The sequence below is a fragment of the Streptomyces cinereoruber genome, from assembly GCF_009299385.1.
Taxonomy (GTDB): domain Bacteria; phylum Actinomycetota; class Actinomycetes; order Streptomycetales; family Streptomycetaceae; genus Streptomyces; species Streptomyces bikiniensis.
In genome coordinates, this window is the sequence record NZ_CP023693.1 from 145,326 (window position 1) to 163,644 (window position 18,319).

General features: G+C 67.0%; 16 protein-coding genes and 1 pseudogene. 7 read left to right on the forward strand and 10 right to left on the reverse strand.

From position 1 onward, the window contains the following. Positions 1-105: 105 nt before the first annotated feature. Both CP977_RS34585 and CP977_RS00770 read right to left on the reverse strand, forming a co-directional pair. The gene (locus CP977_RS34585) at positions 106-963 is read right to left on the reverse strand and encodes a DUF6083 domain-containing protein (RefSeq protein WP_152371467.1); all 858 of its coding nucleotides are present in this window, start codon (positions 961-963) and stop codon (positions 106-108) included. A gap of 159 nt (positions 964-1,122) precedes the next feature. Then, on the reverse strand, positions 1,123-1,383 hold the full coding sequence (locus CP977_RS00770; RefSeq protein ID WP_152369398.1) for a helix-turn-helix transcriptional regulator: 261 nt from the start codon (positions 1,381-1,383) through the stop codon (positions 1,123-1,125). Positions 1,384-2,010: 627 nt separating this feature from the next. On the opposite strand from CP977_RS00770, the gene CP977_RS00775 reads away from it, so the two are divergent. The 3 genes from CP977_RS00775 to CP977_RS00785 all read left to right on the forward strand — a co-directional run bounded on the left by CP977_RS00775 (position 2,011) and on the right by CP977_RS00785 (position 4,186). Next, positions 2,011-2,583 (forward strand): hypothetical protein, encoded by a 573-nt coding sequence (locus CP977_RS00775; RefSeq protein ID WP_152369399.1) that lies wholly within the window; start codon positions 2,011-2,013, stop codon positions 2,581-2,583. A 395-nt stretch (positions 2,584-2,978) separates the two neighbouring features. After that, a complete protein-coding gene (locus CP977_RS00780) occupies positions 2,979-3,164 on the forward strand; it encodes a DUF397 domain-containing protein (RefSeq protein ID WP_152371468.1) in 186 nt (61 codons plus the stop codon). Between the two features lie 167 nt (positions 3,165-3,331). After that, positions 3,332-4,186, forward strand: a complete 855-nt coding sequence (locus CP977_RS00785; protein ID WP_229991738.1) for a helix-turn-helix domain-containing protein — start codon at positions 3,332-3,334, stop codon at positions 4,184-4,186. Between the two features lie 13 nt (positions 4,187-4,199). Here the strand turns inward: CP977_RS00785 and CP977_RS00790 are convergent, their stop codons facing one another. Together CP977_RS00790 and CP977_RS00795 are read right to left on the reverse strand one after the other, a co-directional pair. Then, entirely contained in the window at positions 4,200-4,982 is a 783-nt protein-coding gene (locus CP977_RS00790; RefSeq protein WP_152369401.1) for an SAM-dependent methyltransferase, read from the reverse strand. Positions 4,983-5,196: 214 nt separating this feature from the next. After that, positions 5,197-5,475, reverse strand: a complete 279-nt coding sequence (locus CP977_RS00795; RefSeq protein ID WP_152369402.1) for a hypothetical protein — start codon at positions 5,473-5,475, stop codon at positions 5,197-5,199. 52 nt (positions 5,476-5,527) lie between these two features. On the opposite strand from CP977_RS00795, the gene CP977_RS00800 reads away from it, so the two are divergent. Continuing rightward, positions 5,528-6,187, forward strand: a complete 660-nt coding sequence (locus tag CP977_RS00800) for a transposase (protein ID WP_260321884.1) — start codon at positions 5,528-5,530, stop codon at positions 6,185-6,187. On the opposite strand, the gene CP977_RS00805 is transcribed toward CP977_RS00800, so the two are convergent. Continuing rightward, positions 6,097-7,257 carry an IS30 family transposase gene (locus CP977_RS00805; protein WP_152369403.1) on the reverse strand — a complete coding sequence of 387 codons (1,161 nt, stop codon included), beginning with the start codon at positions 7,255-7,257 and terminating at the stop codon, positions 6,097-6,099. The genes CP977_RS00800 and CP977_RS00805 overlap by 91 nt on opposite strands. A 50-nt stretch (positions 7,258-7,307) precedes the next feature. Here CP977_RS00805 and CP977_RS00810 point away from each other — a divergent pair. After that, positions 7,308-8,054, forward strand: a pseudogene (locus CP977_RS00810) (IS256 family transposase); the annotation flags it as partial. 168 nt (positions 8,055-8,222) lie between these two features. Here CP977_RS00810 and CP977_RS00815 read toward each other — a convergent pair. The 5 genes from CP977_RS00815 to CP977_RS33925 form a co-directional block, all read right to left on the reverse strand. Next, positions 8,223-9,554 carry an AAA domain-containing protein gene (locus CP977_RS00815; RefSeq protein ID WP_152369404.1) on the reverse strand — a complete coding sequence of 444 codons (1,332 nt, stop codon included), beginning with the start codon at positions 9,552-9,554 and terminating at the stop codon, positions 8,223-8,225. Then, the gene (locus CP977_RS00820; RefSeq protein ID WP_152369405.1) at positions 9,551-10,984 is read right to left on the reverse strand and encodes a hypothetical protein; all 1,434 of its coding nucleotides are present in this window, start codon (positions 10,982-10,984) and stop codon (positions 9,551-9,553) included. Before CP977_RS00820 ends, CP977_RS00815 begins: the two co-directional genes overlap by 4 nt. Further along, the gene (locus CP977_RS00825) at positions 10,981-12,123 is read right to left on the reverse strand and encodes a hypothetical protein (RefSeq protein WP_152369406.1); all 1,143 of its coding nucleotides are present in this window, start codon (positions 12,121-12,123) and stop codon (positions 10,981-10,983) included. The genes CP977_RS00820 and CP977_RS00825 overlap by 4 nt, the downstream gene beginning before the upstream one ends. Positions 12,124-12,174: 51 nt before the next feature. Beyond that, entirely contained in the window at positions 12,175-12,993 is an 819-nt protein-coding gene (locus CP977_RS00830; RefSeq protein WP_152369407.1) for a hypothetical protein, read from the reverse strand. A 185-nt stretch (positions 12,994-13,178) separates the two neighbouring features. After that, entirely contained in the window at positions 13,179-13,415 is a 237-nt protein-coding gene (locus tag CP977_RS33925) for a hypothetical protein (RefSeq protein ID WP_167538846.1), read from the reverse strand. A gap of 123 nt (positions 13,416-13,538) precedes the next feature. On the opposite strand from CP977_RS33925, the gene CP977_RS00835 reads away from it, so the two are divergent. Further along, positions 13,539-14,780 carry a metallophosphoesterase family protein gene (locus CP977_RS00835; protein WP_167538847.1) on the forward strand — a complete coding sequence of 414 codons (1,242 nt, stop codon included), beginning with the start codon at positions 13,539-13,541 and terminating at the stop codon, positions 14,778-14,780. Further along, complete coding sequence (locus CP977_RS00840; protein WP_280117708.1) at positions 14,777-17,983, forward strand: AAA family ATPase; 3,207 nt, start codon at positions 14,777-14,779, stop codon at positions 17,981-17,983. Before CP977_RS00835 ends, CP977_RS00840 begins: the two co-directional genes overlap by 4 nt. The last annotated feature ends 336 nt before the right edge of the window (positions 17,984-18,319 follow it).

Consider the following 18,319-nt stretch of genomic DNA (forward strand, 5'->3'; position numbering starts at 1 on the left):
GAGTCTGCTCCGGATTCGTGGTCGGTGTGGCTGCCTGGTTGCGCAGCGGTCTTGGCTGGTTGTTCTTGCCACCGGCCTGTTGGGGCGGGTTTGGAACACCGTTCTTCACCGGTAAGGGCGGGATGCTTCTGGTAGCCGTGTGACAAGGAAGGCGTGGTGCAGCAGTGGGTCGAAGACGTCCCATTCGGCCAGGGCGAGGTCGGGCGCGCTGTGCGCTGCGGCGTGGGCGGGGCAGCGTTGGGTGCGCCAGCGCATCTGCTCGGAGTAGGGCAGGTGCCCGAGGTTGTAGACGGCGATGTTGGCTGCCGGCAGGGCGAGCTGTCGTCGGGTGTGGTGGGGGGCTGCGGGGAGGAGCGTCCACTTTCCCGGTGTGCTGTGGGGGCTAAGGACGGGATGGGGGCAGCGGGTGCGGCGGAGGGTCTGGGCGACGCAGCGGATGTCTTCGATGGGCTGGGCTGCGAGGTAGCGGCTGTAGAGGAGCTGGACGACGGGGCGGGCGGGTCGGCAGGGGGCTGCCGGGGTTTGTTCGTTGTCTGGCTGTTGGGGGGCGAACAGGCCAGTGTCGAGGAGCTTGCGGGTGTGCAGGGCCAGGCGGCGGCGGAGTGCGCCGAGGGCGGGTGGCAGTTCTTGGGGCAGGGTGTGTGCGGGGCAGAGCGCGGGGTGTGCGATGCGGCACCAGGGGGCTGCGTCGTCTGCGTGATGGGCTACGCCGGAGGCGACATGCCAGCGGTGAGGCGGGGGAACGAGGGCGGTGGGGAGTTCGGCGGGGTGCAGGGGGATGGTCTGCTGGGTGGGGGTGGGGTGCCAGTCGATGCGGTTGCCGCATGCTTGGCACAGGCTGCGCTGCGCGATGCGTAGCAGACGGCTTGGGCTGGTGGCGTCTACGCGTAGGGCGCGGCGGCGGGCCGGTGTGTGAGGGGTGCCGTCCCAGTGACGGCTGCGGGAGGAAGGGGTGAGGGGCATGGCCGTGAAGGTTCCAGGCGACACGCCGCGAGGGTGTCGGCCGCGCCGGCATTGCCCTCGTCCGGCCCTATGTGGAGGCACCCGTGTGCGACCGGCCGGACAGGGGTTCCTATCCGGTGACCGATTCGGGTGATCCGTGCGGCCGGAGGAACGGGGTTGCTACGGCGTCCGCCCAGGGGGTGCGTGGCCTTCGCAGAGGGCGGAAAAGAGGCCGCCGAGTGGCAGTTCGAAGGCGTGCCCCAGGGCGTGCCAGGTGGCGAGGGATCCGATGGTGCGGCCCTGCTCGATTTCGATGAGAGTGCGTCTGGACAGGCCGGTTCTGGCGGCAAGCTCGTCGTAGGTCCAGCCGCGCTCGCCCCTCAGTCGCGCGAGCTGGAGGCGTAGCGCGTCGAGGTTGGGCTCGGGCGGCAAGATCGTCACCCGTCCATCCGATGGGGCAGCCCCACCCCCTGTCAGTGCAGACCTCTGCCCTAATTTGGGCGGATGGTTACACCTGTGCCAAGGACAGGGCTCTGCACTACGGTGTGCCGCCGTCACCACACTCCCCTGCCAGGCCATTCGGCGCCCGGCGGGCCGCGGAAAGGGATCACGGGGCCGATGAGGCTGTGCACCACGCGCATGACGGCACCACGCACGTGGACGGTCGAACTACGGCCTCAGCCCCACGGCACGCTCTTGGTCTGCGCTCACTGCAGCAAGCCCGAACCGCTGCCGGGGCGGGCGGCGCGTTCGGAGGCCCTGGCCCATCTCGCCCGTCACGCCCGCTGCTCCCTGCTCCCCGAACACCTGCGGACGTGCCAGTGCCACGAGCGGGGATGCCGCTGGCACCCCCGGAGCCGAGGCTGCGCCGGCCCTCTTTTGCTGGTGCTCTCCCGTGAGCTCGGCGGCCGGCAGTGGCGGCTGGCCGATGCGTGCGCGGCGTGCGCGGCCTCCATGAAGGAGGCGTGCGTTGTACCTGACACCGCGCTCACCGTTCGCCGCCACTCGCACCCGGACCGTGCTTCTCGCCGGCCCGGACGGACAACTGCAGGACAAGAACGAGAACTGGTGCGCAACATGCTCAGCTACCTCGCCGCCTCACTGCCTGCGTCCGTCAGCGCGCCGGCCCGGCTTCTGGCTCTGCAGTGTGCCCTCAGGTCCGATCCGCTGGGACACACAGATGTACCTGCCGGCCTGACCCGCGGCATGGCACTGGGCTGCATCGCTGCTCTCCGGCAGGAACTGCAAGCCGCCCGGTGGCTTCGACCAACGGCCGACGACGCCTGGGATCGCGCCGCCCGGCTTACCGATCCGCTCAGCGGACTACCAGGAGCCAAGGCACGCTCTCAAGCCGCCGACTGGGCCTTGCGTGTGGCGCGCGGACGCAGCCTTATCGGCATGACCGCGGGAACCAGGCTGACCGCCCTGGTCCTGCTGGCCCACACCCGGCCCCACAGTAATGACAGCGCGGCTGATGCCCATCACGTGGCACGCATGTGCGGGGCTTCACTCCCCCAGCTCATCGAAGAGGTACGGCGCCTTGCTGAGCATCAACTGCTCGCCGCGTGGGTCCTCGACGCTGTCACTGATGATCTGTCGTGGAAGCTGCCAGACCTTCCACACGCCCCTCGGCGGCCCTAACCAAGCAGGACGGCCAGGTGCTACCGCTCTGATGAGTCCGGCCCCAAAGGGCCTGGCACGCCAGGGTCCGCCACCAAGGCCGTTCCGGTCAAGCTCGCTCATGCCGCCAGGCGCCTGCTGTTGGCGGGCCTTCGCCCTCGATACATGCGATCACCACACAAAAAAGAACGCCCTTTCGAGGGACGGCGTGCATGAAAACGGCGCCCTAAGATCGACTGCATTCCACGCACCCATGAAATTTCATCGGGCTTCCTGCGGCCTGCGCCGGGTTCGCTCGGCGCGGTGGAGCCTGTGGCTGGGTGCGTGACCTGCGGCGATGGAAGCGGCGAAAGGGATGAGGAGTGGAAGGTTACGTGAACGGGGTTGCAGGCGACGCCATCCCGGGGGTGCAGTGGATGAAAAGTTCCGCGAGCAACCCCGAGGGGGGCAACTGTGTCGAGTTCGCCCGGCTGCCGAACGATGAGGTCGCGGTGCGCAACTCCCGCTTCCCGGGTGGGTCGGCACTGGTGTTCACCCCTTCGAAAATCAGTGCGATGCTCATCGGGGCGAAGCGTGATGAGTTCGACCGCCTGATCGTCTGAATTCAGCCGGTAGAGGCTTGCGGCCGCCCTGGCCGGGTTCCAGTCTGAGATCCTCACGGTAAAGGCGACGGACGGCCAGGGGGTTACGGGTGTCGGGCGGTCAAATCCTTCGGGCTGTCGGAGGCGCAGAGGACTCGGGCGGCCACCTGGCCGGCGCGGGAAGAGTCGTGGGAGCTTACCTGCGTCGGCTGCGCAAGGAACGGGGGCTGCGCCTGGTGGATGTGGTGGAAGCGGGCCTGGTAGGTTCCGCTCCCACCCTCAGCCGTCTGGAGAACGGCGAGTCCCCTTTGAAGTCCGAGCGCCTGCAGGCTCTGGCGCGGTTCTACGGTGTCACCGACCCCTCGGAGCTGGAGTCTTTGGAGCGTCTGGCCAGCCGCTCGCAGGACGTTCAGTGGTGGGAGGAGTTCCGGGATGCGATCCTGGGCTGGCTGGAGCGGCTGATCAGCGTGGAGGCGTCCGCACAGGAGATCCGCACCTACGAAGTGCAGTACGTACCCGGGCTTCTGCAGAGGCCGGAGTACGCCAAGGCGCTGATGCGGCATGCTCTGCCTGGTACTTCGGTCGAGGATGCCGAGAAGCAGGTCGCTACACGTGATCGTGCGGTGCGTGTACGGCAGACCCGACGGAACGTGCTGTCCGACGCAGGCGGGCCGGACTACTACGCGCTGGTGGACGAGGCTGTTCTGGCCCGGCCGGTGGGCGGGGCCCAGGTCATGCGGATGCAGTTGCGTGAGCTGTACAGCCTGGAAGAGAACATGGACAAGGTCCATATCCGGGTGCTGCCGTTCAGCGCCGGGGACGAGGCGATGGCTCCTGCGCCGTCCATCACCTATCTGTCATTCCCCGCGCACCGGGAGGTGGACATGGTCTACCTGGAAGTCCGTAACGGCGGTAGCTACCTCACCAATCCTGAGGACGTGGACAGGTACCGGCTGGTGCTGACGTCCTTGTGGCACAAGGCTGCGGACCGTGAAGAGACTCTGAGGCTGCTGGACAGTTACATCCGTAAGCTTTCCGACTGAGCATGCACATGGTTCATCCCTTGCGGGCGACGCCGCCGCAGATGGTCCAGGTCCGGTCGACCGCTTGGAGGCTCAGACCGGTTACCGGCTGCCAGCGTGCGACGTCGCCGATCGGCCCTCCGATGGGCTTGAGGCCGTCGAAGGATCTCTCCACCTCGGCAAGAGACCGAATCTTGGCCCACTGCTGACCGGTCAGTTCCTGCATAAGAGCAGACACTTCCTCGTTCAACGCACCGTTCTCACCGGTCAGATGGCTCAGGACCAGCACGCTGCCCGCAGGGAGCTGGTTGAGCAGTTCCGCCACGTGCCGCCAGGGATTGCGCATGTCAGAGACGCAGTGCAGAACGGAGGTGAACAGCACCGCCACGGGCGCAGCGGGGTCGAAAATACCGGCTTGCTCGCTGCGGGTGAGGATGGTGGGGAAGTCGAACAGATCGGCGTCGAGGATCAAGGTGCGGTCCTCGTCGAGCATCATGCGCGCGTGGGCCAGGACGACGGGATCATTGTCGATGTAGACCACACGGGCATCCGTGCCCGCACGGCGGGCGATCTGGTGCACGTTATCGCGGGCCGGCAGGCCGCACCCGTGGTCGAGGAACTGGTCGATCCCTAACTGAACACTCAGGTAGCGCACGGCCCTTGCCACGAACTCGCGGTTGATGCGAGCCAGTTGAGGGATGTTCGGCGCCAGTCGCATCAGGTGTCTGACTGCATCCCGGTCTGACTCGTAGTGATCGTGTCCGCCGAGCAGAAAATTCTGGATCCGGGCATCTTTGGCCTGGGTTACATCGATCACCGTTGCGCGCCCCGATTGCCTTCACCCGTCACACACGCCTGCCCGGCAGTGTCTGCCCGGCACGCTCAGGTCAAGGCCCCATGCTAGGAGTTACGCACCTCGCGATCCACCCTGAACGGTCAAATTCATGTGGTCCTCAGGAGTGAAATGACGACCTGTGTGCGGTACCGCTGCGCGGGCGCACAATCTACCCGCAGGCGCTAAGAACGGGTCTTCAGGCGGCCGCGCCGGTTCTCACCGTCTGTTTCAGCAGCCAGGCGAACTCGGCCGGCTCACGGCCCATCACCTCGGCAGCCTGCTCGGCAGGCAGGCCAAGACGGTAGCGCAGGAGCACGGCGTCGGCCTGAGCCGCAGGCAGGACCCGGTGCGGACCGGCTGTTACAGCGTCGCGGCCGGTCCGGACAGAAAGCAGGCGCCAGGCCAGCGCGGAGGGCGAGGGGCTCTGCAGCACTTCCGTCCAGGTCATGGCCAGGTCGCCCAGAACGGCGCTCACCAGGGGGACTGTAAATCGTTCGGTGTAACTCCCGATCAAGGAAGATGCACCGATGACGAGTGAGAACGCGACCGAGGCGGAGTCCGTCGAGACTGGGCCGCAGCCGGCGAGGGCAGCGGACGACCGGCTGATCGATGAGCTGGTGTCCCGGGCTCAGGCCGAGGGCCTGCAGCTGACGGGTGAGGGCGGGCTGTTGCAGCAGCTGACGAAGCGGCTGCTGGAGTCCGCCCTCGAGGGTGAGATCACCGACCACCTCGGCTATGACAAGCACGATCCGGCAGGTAGGAACGGTGGCAACAGCCGCAACGGCTCCCGGGCCAAGACCGTCCTGACGGACGTCGGGCCGGTGGAGATATCCGTGCCCCGTGACCGTGACGGCTCGTTCGATCCGAAGATCGTCCGCAAGCGGCAGAGGCGTCTGTCCGGCGTGGACGAGATGGTCATCTCGCTGTCCGCGAAGGGCCTGACGACCGGTGAGGTCCAGGCCCACCTGGCCGAGGTCTATGGTGCCGAGGTCTCCCGCCAGACGATCTCCACGATCACGGACAAGGTCCTTGAGGGCATGGCCGAGTGGCAGAACCGGCCTCTCGACCCGGGGCGGTTTCCATCAGCGGTTGCGAATCACCTGGTCAGTGGGCCTGCGAGGCATTCTTGCATGACCTCGGCGGGCGTTCTGTCGCCGAGCACGATGCGGGGCCGATGGTTGAGCTGACGTGCGACGTTGCGAAGGTCGGAGGCTGTGTGGACCGAGAGGTCAGTGCCCTTTGGGAAGTACTGCCGCAGGAGGCCGTTCATGTTCTCGTTCGTTCCGCGCTGCCAGGGCGAGTGCGGGTCGCAGAAGTAGATCCGGAAGCCTGTGAGAGCCTCGATGTCCTCGTGCAGAGTCAGCTCGCGGCCCTGGTCCCAGGTGAGAGTCTTGCGGAGCTGGGGCGGTATGTGGGCCGTCTGGGTGATCAGCGCATTGCGGACCTGCGGGGCCTTCCAGCCGTGGGGCAGGTGGATCAGGTGAACGTATCGGGTGGTGCGTTCGACCAGGGTGCCGATCGCTGAGCCTTGGCCGCGGCCGATGATGAGGTCACCTTCCCAATGTCCCGGCGTTTTGCGGTCGTTGACCTCCGCAGGGCGCTGGTGGATCAGTGTCATGTTCTTGATCTTGTTCAGTGTGGGGACACCACGGCGCTGCTTCTTGCGACGGGTTCGACCAGTGCGGAGCTTGACATCGCGCCGGCCGAGGAGGCCGGCGAACAGAGCTCGGTAAATCGTTTCCGGACACGCCCGCATCACTGCGTCGTGGGCGTACTCGCGGGCCAGGTGACGTGCGATCTGCTGGGGCGACCACTTCTCGGTCAGTTTCACGGGTACGAGCGTGCGCAGAGGCTCGCTGGTCCGGATCCTTTCTGCCTTGGGGCGCCTGCGGCGCAGGAGGGCCTGGTTGTGGGCCCACCAGGGGTTGTAGCGGCCGTCCGTCTTGGCGTTCCGTTTGATCTCCCGGTAGACAGTCTGAAAGCTTCTCCCGATCGAGGCCGCGATCTGCTTGACCGGCTGCTGGGCATGGAGGCCGTCGGCGATGGCGATGCGCTCGTCCTGGGTGAGGAAGCGCGGTGATATCGGGCCAGGGTCGGGAACGATCATGCTTCCAGCATCGATGAACCACAATGAGCCGCAGCTGGTGGAGACCCCCACCACCCGAGCAGCGGCCGCACCCTTGTATCCCGCTCTCAGCAGCTCGAAGTACCTCTTCTTCACCGACGTCGGCATCTTGTTGGGGGCGTACGTAGGCATCCGAACACCTTTCATTTGAGGCGTTCGCAACCACCGATAGAACTCAAGCGGTCTATCCGGTGGTCTTCATTGACGCGATCCACGTGAAGATCCGCGACGGTGCGGTGGCGAACCGGCCGATCTACGTGGCTCTGGCCGTCACCGTCGAGGGCCGCCGCGACATTCTCGGGCTATGGGCCGGCGACGGCGGTGAGGGTGCCAAGCACTGGATGCACATCCTCACCGAGATCAAGAACCGCGGCGTGAATGACGTGCTGATGCTGGTCTGCGACGGACTGAAGGGTCTGCCCGACGCGGTCGAGACCGTCTGGCCCTGCACCACCGTCCAGACCTGTGTGGTCCACCTGCTGCGAAACTCCTTCCGCTATGCCGCCCGCCAGGACTGGGACAAGATCGCGAAGGTCCTCAGGCCCGTCTACACCGCCGCGACCGAAGAAGCGGCACTGGAGCGGTTCGCCGAGTTCGCCGACGCCTGGGGGAAGAAGTATCCGGCGATCGTCCGGCTGTGGGAGAACGCGTGGGAGGAGTTCACCCCGTTCCTCCGCTTCGACACCGAGATCCGCCGCATCGTCTGCACCACCAACGCGATCGAGTCCGTGAACGCCAGGATCCGGCGGGCGGTCAAGGCCCGCGGACACTTCCCTAACGAGACCGCAGCCTTGAAGTGCGTCTACATGGCGATCATGTCGCTGGACCCCACCGGCAAGGGACAAGCCCGCTGGACCATGCACTGGAAGACCGCCCTGAACGCCTTCGACATCACCTTCGACGGCCGGCTCTCCGCAGCCCGTCAGTAACCCCAACCACCCTTGTTACACCGTTCGATTGACAGATCCGGCAGAGGCCAAGGCGGGTTACCTCGACTGATCAAGCTGTCCCGGTGTGAATACGTAGCGGAAGCCGTCGAACATGCCATTGCCGAACGTCTCAATGAGTGTCTTGTAGTCGCTTGGCAGGGTCGGTGGTCAAGCTCGAATGGTGTGGTGAGCAAGGTGCTTGTGGACGGTGTGATGGGCCTGCCAGCCATCGGGAGATGTGGTGCCGGGGCCGGGGTATGCGGGGTCGATGGAGGGGTGGGCATCAAGAAGTTCAGGGATGCCTGCTCGGGCCACGACGATGCAGGCGTGGCGGTGGCGTGAGGTGAGGACGCACAGGCGTCCGGTCTCCAGGTGGAAGGCGGAAGCGCTGTCGCGGCCGGACAGGGGGTGCAGGAAGAGGGTGACTTTGCGTTCGATGCCCTGCAGGCGGTTGGCGGTGTCGACGGTGATGCCGTGGAGACGTGGGTGGTGGCGGGAGACGAGGGTGCGGATGTGCTGGGCCTGGCGGCGGTGGGTGGTGCCGATGGCGATGTCCGCGGGTTGCAGGAGGTGTCCTTGGGGGTTTGCTTCGCAGGTGGTGAGGGCGCCGCGGAGGATCAGTCGTTCGGCGATGTCGATGATGGTCTGGTGGGCTTGGTTGTCGAGGTGGTGGGTGATGCGCGGGGGTAGTTCGAGCAGGGCCCATCCGGTGCGTGCTGCGTGCTCGATGGTCTGGTCGGTGAGGGTGTGCATGCCGGTGATGGTGAAGGTGAGGGTGCGGTCGTTGTCGCTGCTTCCTGCGTGGAAGGGCCTGGTGTAGAAGGCGTCGCTGATCAGGGGGGCGGCTGAGGGGGGCAGGCGCCAGGAGACCGGGAGGTGGTGGACTGGTACGTCGGGGTTGTAGGTGAGCAGGGCGCTGACGGCGCTGGCCATGGGGTCGTTCGGCAGGTGGGTGTAGCTGTCGGTTTCGGCGGTGGAGAAGGGTGCGAGCTGGCCGGGGTCTCCGACGAAGAGGGTCTGGTCGAAGAGGCCTGCGGTGTGCAGGAGCATGTCGGAGCGCATCTGGTAGGCCTCGTCGACAACGGCCCAGGGCCATCTGCGTCCGGTGACGGTGGCCCATTTCATGGCTGTGGCGACGATGACGTCGGTGGTGCGCTCGAGGTCTTCGATGCGGGTGGCGATGCGAACGCGGGGATGTTCTTGCAGGTCGGTGGGAACGTTGTACTCGGTTCCGGTGAGCCGGCCCGTGGTCAGCCGGTGAGGGTGGTGGGCGAACCGCTGGACGAGGTGGTCGGCCTGGGTGTTGGTCTGGGCGACGATCGCGCAGGGGCCGCTGGTCTGGGTGAGGGTGTCTGCGGCGTGGGTGACGAGGGTTGTTTTTCCGGCTCCGGGGGGAGCTTGGACGATGATTCCGCGGTGGGTGAGGGTGGGCAGGCTTTCCAGCAGGGCTCGGCTGGCTTCGTCGGCCTGTGCGCTCAGGTCCTGGTCGGTGGGTGTCATGGCTGCTTCTCATCCCTGTCTGGTGGGCCGACAGGGGGGCCGCCGTGGGTCCAGGGGGTCTGGTCCCGGGCGGGGAGTTGGGGCTTGAGGTAGTGGTCGGGTGCACAGGTGAAGAGGAGCTGGGCGCCTGCTTCGGGCAGGACGCTGTGGTTGGGGCGGTTGGCGGTGCCCATGCCTGCGGTGATCTCGAGTTCGACGAGGGTGGCGTGTTGTGTGGGTTGGATCGTGCAGATGCGGTAGCGGGCTTTGCGGTGGGTGTGGCTGGCCAGGAGCTGGCCGGGTTCCATGAGAACCGGGTCCTGGGTCGCGATGGTGAACCTGGGCCGCCATCGTGTTCGTCCGGTGGGGCCTGGCTGGGTGTGTCTCTCGTCGGTGGTAGTGACGGGGCCGCCGAAGGCTTCGCCGGTGGTGCGTAGTTCTGCGCGGGTGAAGGGGTCTTCTGCGGCGCGTTGGGCGGCGAAGGTCCTTGCTGCGTGTTCCATGCAGGTCAGGTGGCGGGCGGCTGCGATGACGTGGTCCTGGGCCGGTCGGGGCCGGCCGTCCTGGGCGAGGTAGGCGCGTTCTTCGGTGAACGCGGTGCGTTCGTGTTCCCAGCGGCTTGGGGTGCTGGGTGCTTCGGGGATGGCGGTCAGCAGGCTGTAGGCGTGCCACATGCGGTCCCAGGTGGGTTGCATGCGGTAGTTCAGCAGGTGGTGGAGTTCCTGCAGGACAGAGGCCTGGTCCTGGTTCTGGCGCCATGCCTGGGTATGGGCGTGGAAGAGGGGGGCGAGTTCTTCGTTGTCGAAGTCTGCGTCGGTGGCGGGTCCTGTGAGCGGGCGGGGGGCGGCGTCTTCTGCCTGGGCTGCGGCGTCACGTCCTGTGTCTGTGTGGCGGGGTGGGTCGATCCAGGCGAGGAGAGTGGTGAGGTCCTCGTCTTCCAGGGGGCTTTGGCCGGTGATCCAGTGCATGGCGAGGAAGCCGGTCAGCGGGATGAGGGCGGATGTTCCCGTGACTTCGGCGCGGTCGGTTGCGTAGGTGAGCCAGTGTCCGAGGCGTTGGATGGCCTGGGAGTGGGGTGCCTGGTCGTCGGTGCGGCGCAGTCTGAGGTCGGTGCCGAGGTGTTTGAGGTACTGCACGCTTCGGGTGTTGGGGACGAGGATCTGGGGGGCGGTGCCGGCTCGGTGGCAGGTGTCGATGTAGGTGAGGAAGGTGTCCGCCAGGCTGGCGAGCATGGGGGTGTTGTTCCCTGAGGGGGGCGCGGTGTGGAGCTGGGGCCGGTAGGGGTCGGTGCCCAGCATGACGGTCAGTGGTCGCGCTGTGGGGCCGGTACGGTTCAGCACGATCATCATCAAGGGCCGTTGGCTGAGGGGCAGATGGCGCAGTCGGCAGGCGGGTTGGGCGTGACCGGTGGCGGCGGCGCGTACCCGCAGGAGCGAGGCCAGGAGACTCATGTGCTGTCTCTTGTGAGTTCGTCGTGGATGCGCTGTGCGTGGCGCAGGGCGTGGGTGGTGTCTTCGTGGTCTGAGATAGCGCGCACGTGGTTGTCGGCGAGGTCTAGGGCTGTGTGGAGGGTGTCGATTCCTGCGAGGTCGTCGCGGACGGTGGTTCCCAGGGCTCCGATGCTGCCGCGGTTGCGTGCCTCGGTGCGGCAGTGGGTGGCGAGATCGCAGTGGTGGCGGCAGCCGGGTGTGTAGTGGGGCTTCATGGTGGCGAGTGCGGCGATGAGGTTGTCGCGGGGCCGGGTGGGTGTGCCGTCCGGGCTGGTGGCCAGGTCGCAGGTGGTGTCTGGGGGGAGGGTTTCCAGCAGGTCGGGCAGGCGGTCGAGGCGCGTCAGGTGCCGGCTGAGGCTTTTGATCTGGGGGGCGGCGTTGTAGGTCGTGGCGGTGGGCTGGAAGGTGAAGTTGCGCGGGTTGATGAGGACGACTGTGTCGGAGACTTGGGTGGCGGGACGGTGGGTGCGTGTGAGGAGTTCTCGCAGGGCGAGGATGTAGGCGGCGGCCTGGGTCAGTGCCACTGCGGCCTTGAGAGGGTCGGCCCGGCCGTGGATGACGGGGAAGGATCTGATTTCGACGATGTGGAAGACGTCGTCGTGGCGGAGGGCGATTGCATCGGGCTCGAGGTATGTCTGCCGGCCTGCGACGTTCAGGGTGAGTACGGGGTGGTCGAGCAGGGTGTGAGGTGTCGATTTACCTTCTGCCGTGCCAAGGATGAGCTGGCTGGTGTGGGTGCGGCGCAGCCCCAGGGGTGCTGTGCCGTTGCCGTGGCGGAGGTTGTTGATGTCCTTGTAGTAGGCGCGGGGCAGGGGGAGTTGCAGGGCTTTGCGGAGTAGGGAGAGCAGTACGCCTTGCTCAGGGTCGGTGACCTGGCGCTCGAAGGCGAGGCCGTGGTCGAGGGCGAGTCGGGACTTTTTCATGGGCTGGGGCAGGCCCAGGTGTGTGGCGAGGGCAGGTTTGTCGATGCCGGCGGCGTCGAGCAGGGTGCGGCGGTCGCATCTGGGATTGGCGGTAAGCGCTGCCAGGGTTCGTGCGCTGTGCGGGAGAGGTTCGGCGGGGCCGCGTAGCACGTTCAGTCGTGCGTGGAGCGAACTCACTGTGTTTCCCTGGGAAGAATGTGGGCGCGGGCCTTGGGTGGTGGGGGTGTTTCACGCAGTGCGGTGCCGGCGTGAGACGACGCGCAGGGTGCTGCCGAAGTTCTGTTCAGCGTCGCCGAGTTGTTCGCGGGCTCGCTGGGCCGCCGCGGCGCAGGTGGCTGCGTCTTCGTCTGCGTGGATATCGAGCTCGGTTGCGGCGGCCTGGCGCAGGGCGGTCAGGTCGAGGGTGCCGCTGCGGTTGTCGTAGCCGTGGATGTTCTGGCTGTAGCGCAGAAGGAGCAGTTGGACGGACTGGGGCAACTCTGCTTCTCCGCTGAGGTGTTCGGCGGCGTCTGTGAGGCGAAGGGCTGCGGTGAGGAAGTGGACGCGCTGGGTGAGTGGTCCCACGATGCGCCGCTCCAGGGACCAGGTGCTCAGGGCGAGGAGAGCGCGGGCGGGTGCGAGGAGGTCGGAGGTCAAAGTGGAGCAGATGTAGTAGGGGCGGGCGTAGGGCGCGGAGCGGAAGGAGCGTTCCTCGTCGCGGCGCAGGGTGGTGAGGCGTGCGGTGTTCAGGGGGGTGGAGAAGAAGGCCTGGTGGACCTGGCTGAGGAGTTTGGGTGAAGCGGGCACGGTGAGGAGGGTGAGTGCCTGGTGGACCTGATCGCGCAGGGGCAGGTTGTCCCGGGGGTGTTCCGGGGTTGTGGGCTTTGGTTGCTGGTCTCGAGTGGGGTTGCTGTCCAGGCCGCACAGCACTTCCCAGGCTCGTTGGGCGCGCCTCAGCTCCTCGCCCAATGTGCCCAGCTGGGCGTTGTCGCCCTGCGTGAGCGCCTGCCGGACCGCATGCTGCAGTTGCTGCATACGTTCCTCGAGTGCAACCAGATGCTCATGCATACCGGGATGCTAGCAGCCAACCCCAGTTTCCAGTTTTCTTCCCGCTTTTATCGACTGAGCTTTCCTGTTGGGTGACATGCCGATCTGGTGTGCGATTTAAAGGAATTCTGGAGAGGAATGCGGGCGGGCCTGTTAATCCGTTCGGGTGGACGTGACGGGGCGGCAGATAGCCGGCGCCTGGGGTCTCATTCGCCGGGGTGCGGGCCGCTCAAGCCGTGCGGAGATGTGGACGAAGCAGGCCCGGACTGCAGGTCAGGCGAGGGGGCGCTCAGGCCGCACAGCACTTCCCACGCCTGCTGAGTGCGTCTCAGCTCCGCGTGCAGCATGCCTGTCCGAGCGGTTTCGCGCTGCGCGAGTGCCTGCCGGATCGCGTGCCGCAGTTGCTGCATGCGTTCCTCGAGTGCGACCAGATGCTCATGCATGGCATGACGCTAGCAGTACCCGCGATTCCCCTTTTTCTCCTGTTTTTTGGTGTACAGTCCCGGACTCATAAGGCACCTTCGAGTGCCGTCCTACGCCTCGCTTCCGAAAGGGCGCATGCAGGCATGAGCAGAATGCTCCACACATCCGACTGGCATGTCGGTCACACCTTGCACGGTTATCCGCGGACCGATGATTTCGAGGCTGTGTTTGCCGAGATCGTCGATATCGCCCGGGAAAGCAAGCCGGATCTGATCGTCCATACCGGGGACCTGTTCCACACCTCCAGTCCCACGGGCTTGAGCCTCTTCAGCGCCACGGAGGTCCTCAGACAGCTCGCAGATGTCGCACCGACCGTGGTGGTGGCCGGCAACCACGACTCCCCCACGTACTTCCGCTTCCTCGACATGGTCAACGGCCCGTCCGTGGGGCGGGGACTGTACTTCGTCGACCGGTTCCGCACCGTCGAGGAGGGAGGTGTCTTCACCTTCGATGCGTGTGGCGGCGAACAGCGCATCCGCCTGGCCGCCATGCCGTTCGTGCACCCGAACCGGTTCTGGCGAAGGCCCGCGCTCAGCACGTCGAACGCAGACTACGCTGAGGGGCTGCGCGGTCTGCAGCAGCAGCTCGTGGATGCCATGCGCGAGGGATACGACCCCGATCGGGACGTGCTGTTCTTCGCGGCGCACGTGTACGTCACGGGCGCCACGCGTTCCGAGAGCGAGCGGCAGGTGGACGAGTCCTTTGAGGTCGCGCCCGAGAACCTTCCGCAGGTGTCGTACACGGCGCTGGGACACATTCACCGCCCCCAGGCCGTGCGTGGGCCTGCGTTTCCGGCCTGCTACGCGGGCAGTCCGCTGGCCATGGACTTCGGCGAGGCAGGCGAACAGAAGAGCGTTGTCATCGTCGACGCCGATCCAGGGCGGCCCGGCCGGCCGCTGCCTCGCTCCTTGCACGCCGCAAGAAGGTTGGACATCTTCGAGGGGACCCTCGACGAACTCAGAGCCGACGCCGCCCGGTATGACGGGACCTTCCTGAGGGCCGTGATCTCCGGGGAGGAGCCCGACGTGCGGCTCGCTCAGAAGATCGCCGAGATCGTGCCTCAGGCGATCGCCATCAAGCCGCGGTTGGACCTGAAGCCGGCCGCCGACATCCTTGTGAACGTCGACCCGGGCAAGGAGCTGGAGCTGCCGGACGCGTTCCGCGCCTACCTCGGGCAGGAAGGTGTGACCGGTGCCGCCGCGGACGACACGGTCGCCGCGTTCATCAAGCTGCTCAACGAGGTCGACGACGAGACGCCGTCGCCGGTCCTGGCCGAACAGCTGCTTGGCGCCGCCCTGGAAGACGTCTGGTCGGAGAAGCCGTGAAAATCGGGAAGCTCACTGTCCAGGGGATGCGCAGCTACACCCACGTCGTCACCATCGACTTCACCGGCAAGGGCCTGCTCGCCGTCCTCGGCGACACGGGCGAGGGCAAGTCCACCATCCGCGAGGCGATCGTTTTCGCCCTGTTCGGGACGAGTTCCTGGGCGAGTTCGGCTGCCGGGTTGATCAGCCGCGGCGTTGCCAGCATGCATGTGTCGCTGGAGTTCGAGCTGGGAGACCGGCTCTACAGCGTCCGGCGCATCGAGTACGAAGACCCTGATAAGAGGCCCAGGGCGGTGCTCGAGCGCGTGTCCCCGGACGCCGAGAGCATGCGTGTCGACAACAAGAAGCAGGTGAACAAGGCGATCGTGGGCCTGCTTGGGATGGAGCGGGACGGGTTCATCGCCACGTTCATGCCTCGCCAGGGGGACTACGCCGTCCTGCTGCAGGCGACTCCGGCCGTCCGGACAGGCATCCTGCGCCATCTCTTCGGCATCACCTCGCTCGAGCACGTGCGGGACAACGCCAAAACCCGTCTGGATCGCCTTGAGCCCCAGATCTTCCAGGCGAGGGCGGCACGGGGAGATCTCGGGAAGGACCCCAGGGCCACTGCAGAGCGGGCGGCGCTGGACGTCGAACGCACCCGCAAGACCGCCCACAGCCGCGGAGAGCGGCTGAGCGTTCTGCGTGAGGCCCAGACCCGCACCGCCGGCCGTTGCCGTCACCTGCGTGACGTGGAGAAAGCCGCGCAGCTGCTGAAGGGGCGTGCTGTGCCTGACGCAGGTGCCACCCTGGCTTCCCTCTTACTCACGGACCGCGAACTGGACGGAGAGATCGCAGCCAAGGACGCGGCCGGGCGTGAGCTGATCCTTCAGCTGGACACGGCGCAAAGTGCCCTGGCCGCGTGCGCGCAGGAAGGGGACACCCTGCCTGTTCTGCATGGCGCGTTCGCGGTCCTGTCCCGCATGCCTGACCGGATGGCAAGCCTGGACACCTTGCAACAGCGGTGGGAGCAGGAACAGCAACAGCACGCCGAGAACCAGCGGGAACACGCGCAGGCGCGGCAGGCGCTGGCCGATCGTGCCATGGCGAACGCGGAACTCGCCGAAGCTGCCGCGGGTGCCAGAATCTTCGCCGACCAGGCCGGCGCGCTCCGCGAGCGCCTCCAGGAAGCTGTCCGGGAGGCGCTGCAGGAGGCCGCCTCGGTGGCCACTCAGTTGCAGTTGCACCAGGCAGCGCTCAAAGCGGTCGAGGAGCACCGCCAGCGCTGTTCCGCGCTCGAGGACACACGTGAGGAGCTGAGCAGCGCCCTGGCAGCAGCCCGGGAGCATCGGGCTGCAGCCGAGCGCGGTGAAGCGGCACACACAGCCGGCTCCGGCCTGGCCCCGGGAGAGGACTGCACGGTCTGCGCCCGGCCCCTGCCCGACGGATTCACACCCCCTGCCCCACTGGACGGCAAGGCGCTGGGGCGCGCCAAACGCGCGGCCGTCAAGTCCGGCAAGGCTGTCGAGGAGGCGGTGGTAGCCGAGGCGCAGGCCGTCGGGGAGTTGAAGGCCGCGCAGGAGACAGTCGGCAAGTGCCGCAGTGCACATCAGGTGGCCGTACAGCGCACCCGGACGGCGCTGCTGGGAGTGCGCGAGCTGGCCGGTGCGCTCAAGGCGGGCTGCTCCCCCGCAACGGCCGCGGTCCTGGACGCCCTGCACGGGCAGGCGAAGACCGAGGCGGATGTGCTCAGCCAAGGTGAGCCGGTCAGCCGGCAGCGGATCACCCTAAGGGTCAGCACGCTCGTACAGCCCTTGCTCGACGCGGAAAGCGAAGCGCGTAGCGGCCACACGAGCACCGAGGCCGCCTTGGCGGCGGCGCAGGCCGAACACGATGCTGCCAAAACCGAGCTCAAGCGGCAGCGCGGCCGCCTGCAGCGTGAGGGCAAGCGCGTGGAGGGGCTCGGGCAGCAGTACGACTCGGAGCTGCAGGCGATGTTGGCGGAGATCGCAGGTCTGCCGGCTTCCGTCCGTCCCGCCCAGACCGGTCCCGATGCGCTGCCTGCGCTTGATGGCATCACCGCCGCCGTCAATGCGGCCGGACTACGGCTCGAGCAGCTGGAGAAGATCACCCAGGAACGGGACGGGATCAGGCAGGCACTGGCCGTACACACCGCAAGCCGGCAGGCCCTTGACGAACGCCGCCGGCGCAGCGTGGAAACCCCTGCACGTCAGCTCGTCAAACAGCTGGAGCGATGGGCGGACGCAGCGCAGGACGCCGCGGGCCTCGTCGAGGGCGAGAGCGTCACGCTGCCCGCCGCGCCGGACGGGGCGGACCTGGCCGCCGTCGAGTCCTACCGGCTGTCCCTCGAGTCACGGGGGCGAGACCTCGCCGAAGCGCTGCGGCAGGAGGCCCAGCAGGCCCGCGACGAAGTCCTGGCGTTCGAGAAGGAGCTCGTGCGCCAGGGCGCGGAGCCCGAAAACGCCATGGACGCCGCCCCGGGGTTCTACGTGCCCTCCCAGGGCGATCTGCTCGACCCTTCCGTCCTCAAACCGCTCATCAACAAAACGGACCAAGCACACGCCGCCTATGAGCGGGCCAAGGACGACCTGCGGATCGCGCGCTCCCGCATCCCCCACGCCGACGCCCTCGACGCTGCCATCAAGGCCGGGGAGCAGCAGGCCGAGTTGTGGCGCAGCGTGCGCAAGCTGCTGACGGATGGCAAGTTCATCGGCCATCTCGTCGAGCAGCGCACCCATGCACTGCTCCATCACGCCAGCCGGAACCTCGAGCAGATCTCCGGCGGCAGCTACGCCTTCACCGGATCGTTCGAGATCGTGGACTGTGCCATCGGTCATGCACGTGATCCTCGAACCCTCTCCGGTGGCGAGTCCTTCCAGGCTTCGCTGGCTCTTGCCCTGGCGCTCGTCGAGATGAACAGCCGCAGCCGGGGCCAGGGCCGGCTGAAAACTCTGTTCCTGGACGAAGGGTTCGGCTCACTGGACGCCGAGAACCTGGACCAGGCGCTGTCTGTCCTGAGCCGCAAGATGGCCCCGGACGCGACAGTCGTCGTCATCAGCCACATGTATCCGGTGGCCGACGTCATCGACGACATCCTCCACATCACGAAATCCGCCACCGGCTCCACCGCCACGTGGCTCTCACCTGAGGAACGCACCCGCATCATCCACGACGGCCTGCAACGCATGCTGCACACCATGTAGAGGCCGGCGGGCCCCGGCGGCGCAGCCGCCCGGGGCCTGCTCTCGAGGGCCCACCCGCTCCGCTGGCGCAGTTTCCCCGTTGTTCCGGGAGTAAGAGGCGTTCTGCGTCTCCTGGCTGACCACGGGACTGTGCCGGAAGAGGTCTGTTGCCGTCCGCGGCAGCGGGCCTGTGCCAGTGGCGGCGTCGGCCGTGTGAACCACCTCTTGGACGTTCGCTAGGCATGTCCCGCCTGGTGGTTCAAGCCGGTACCCCGTCCACCGCCTTGTCTGGTGCGTGGCCGCGTGCCTGTGGTCAGCGGGCGCTCGGTGTCCGGAGTTGTGCCTGCCATCACGGCC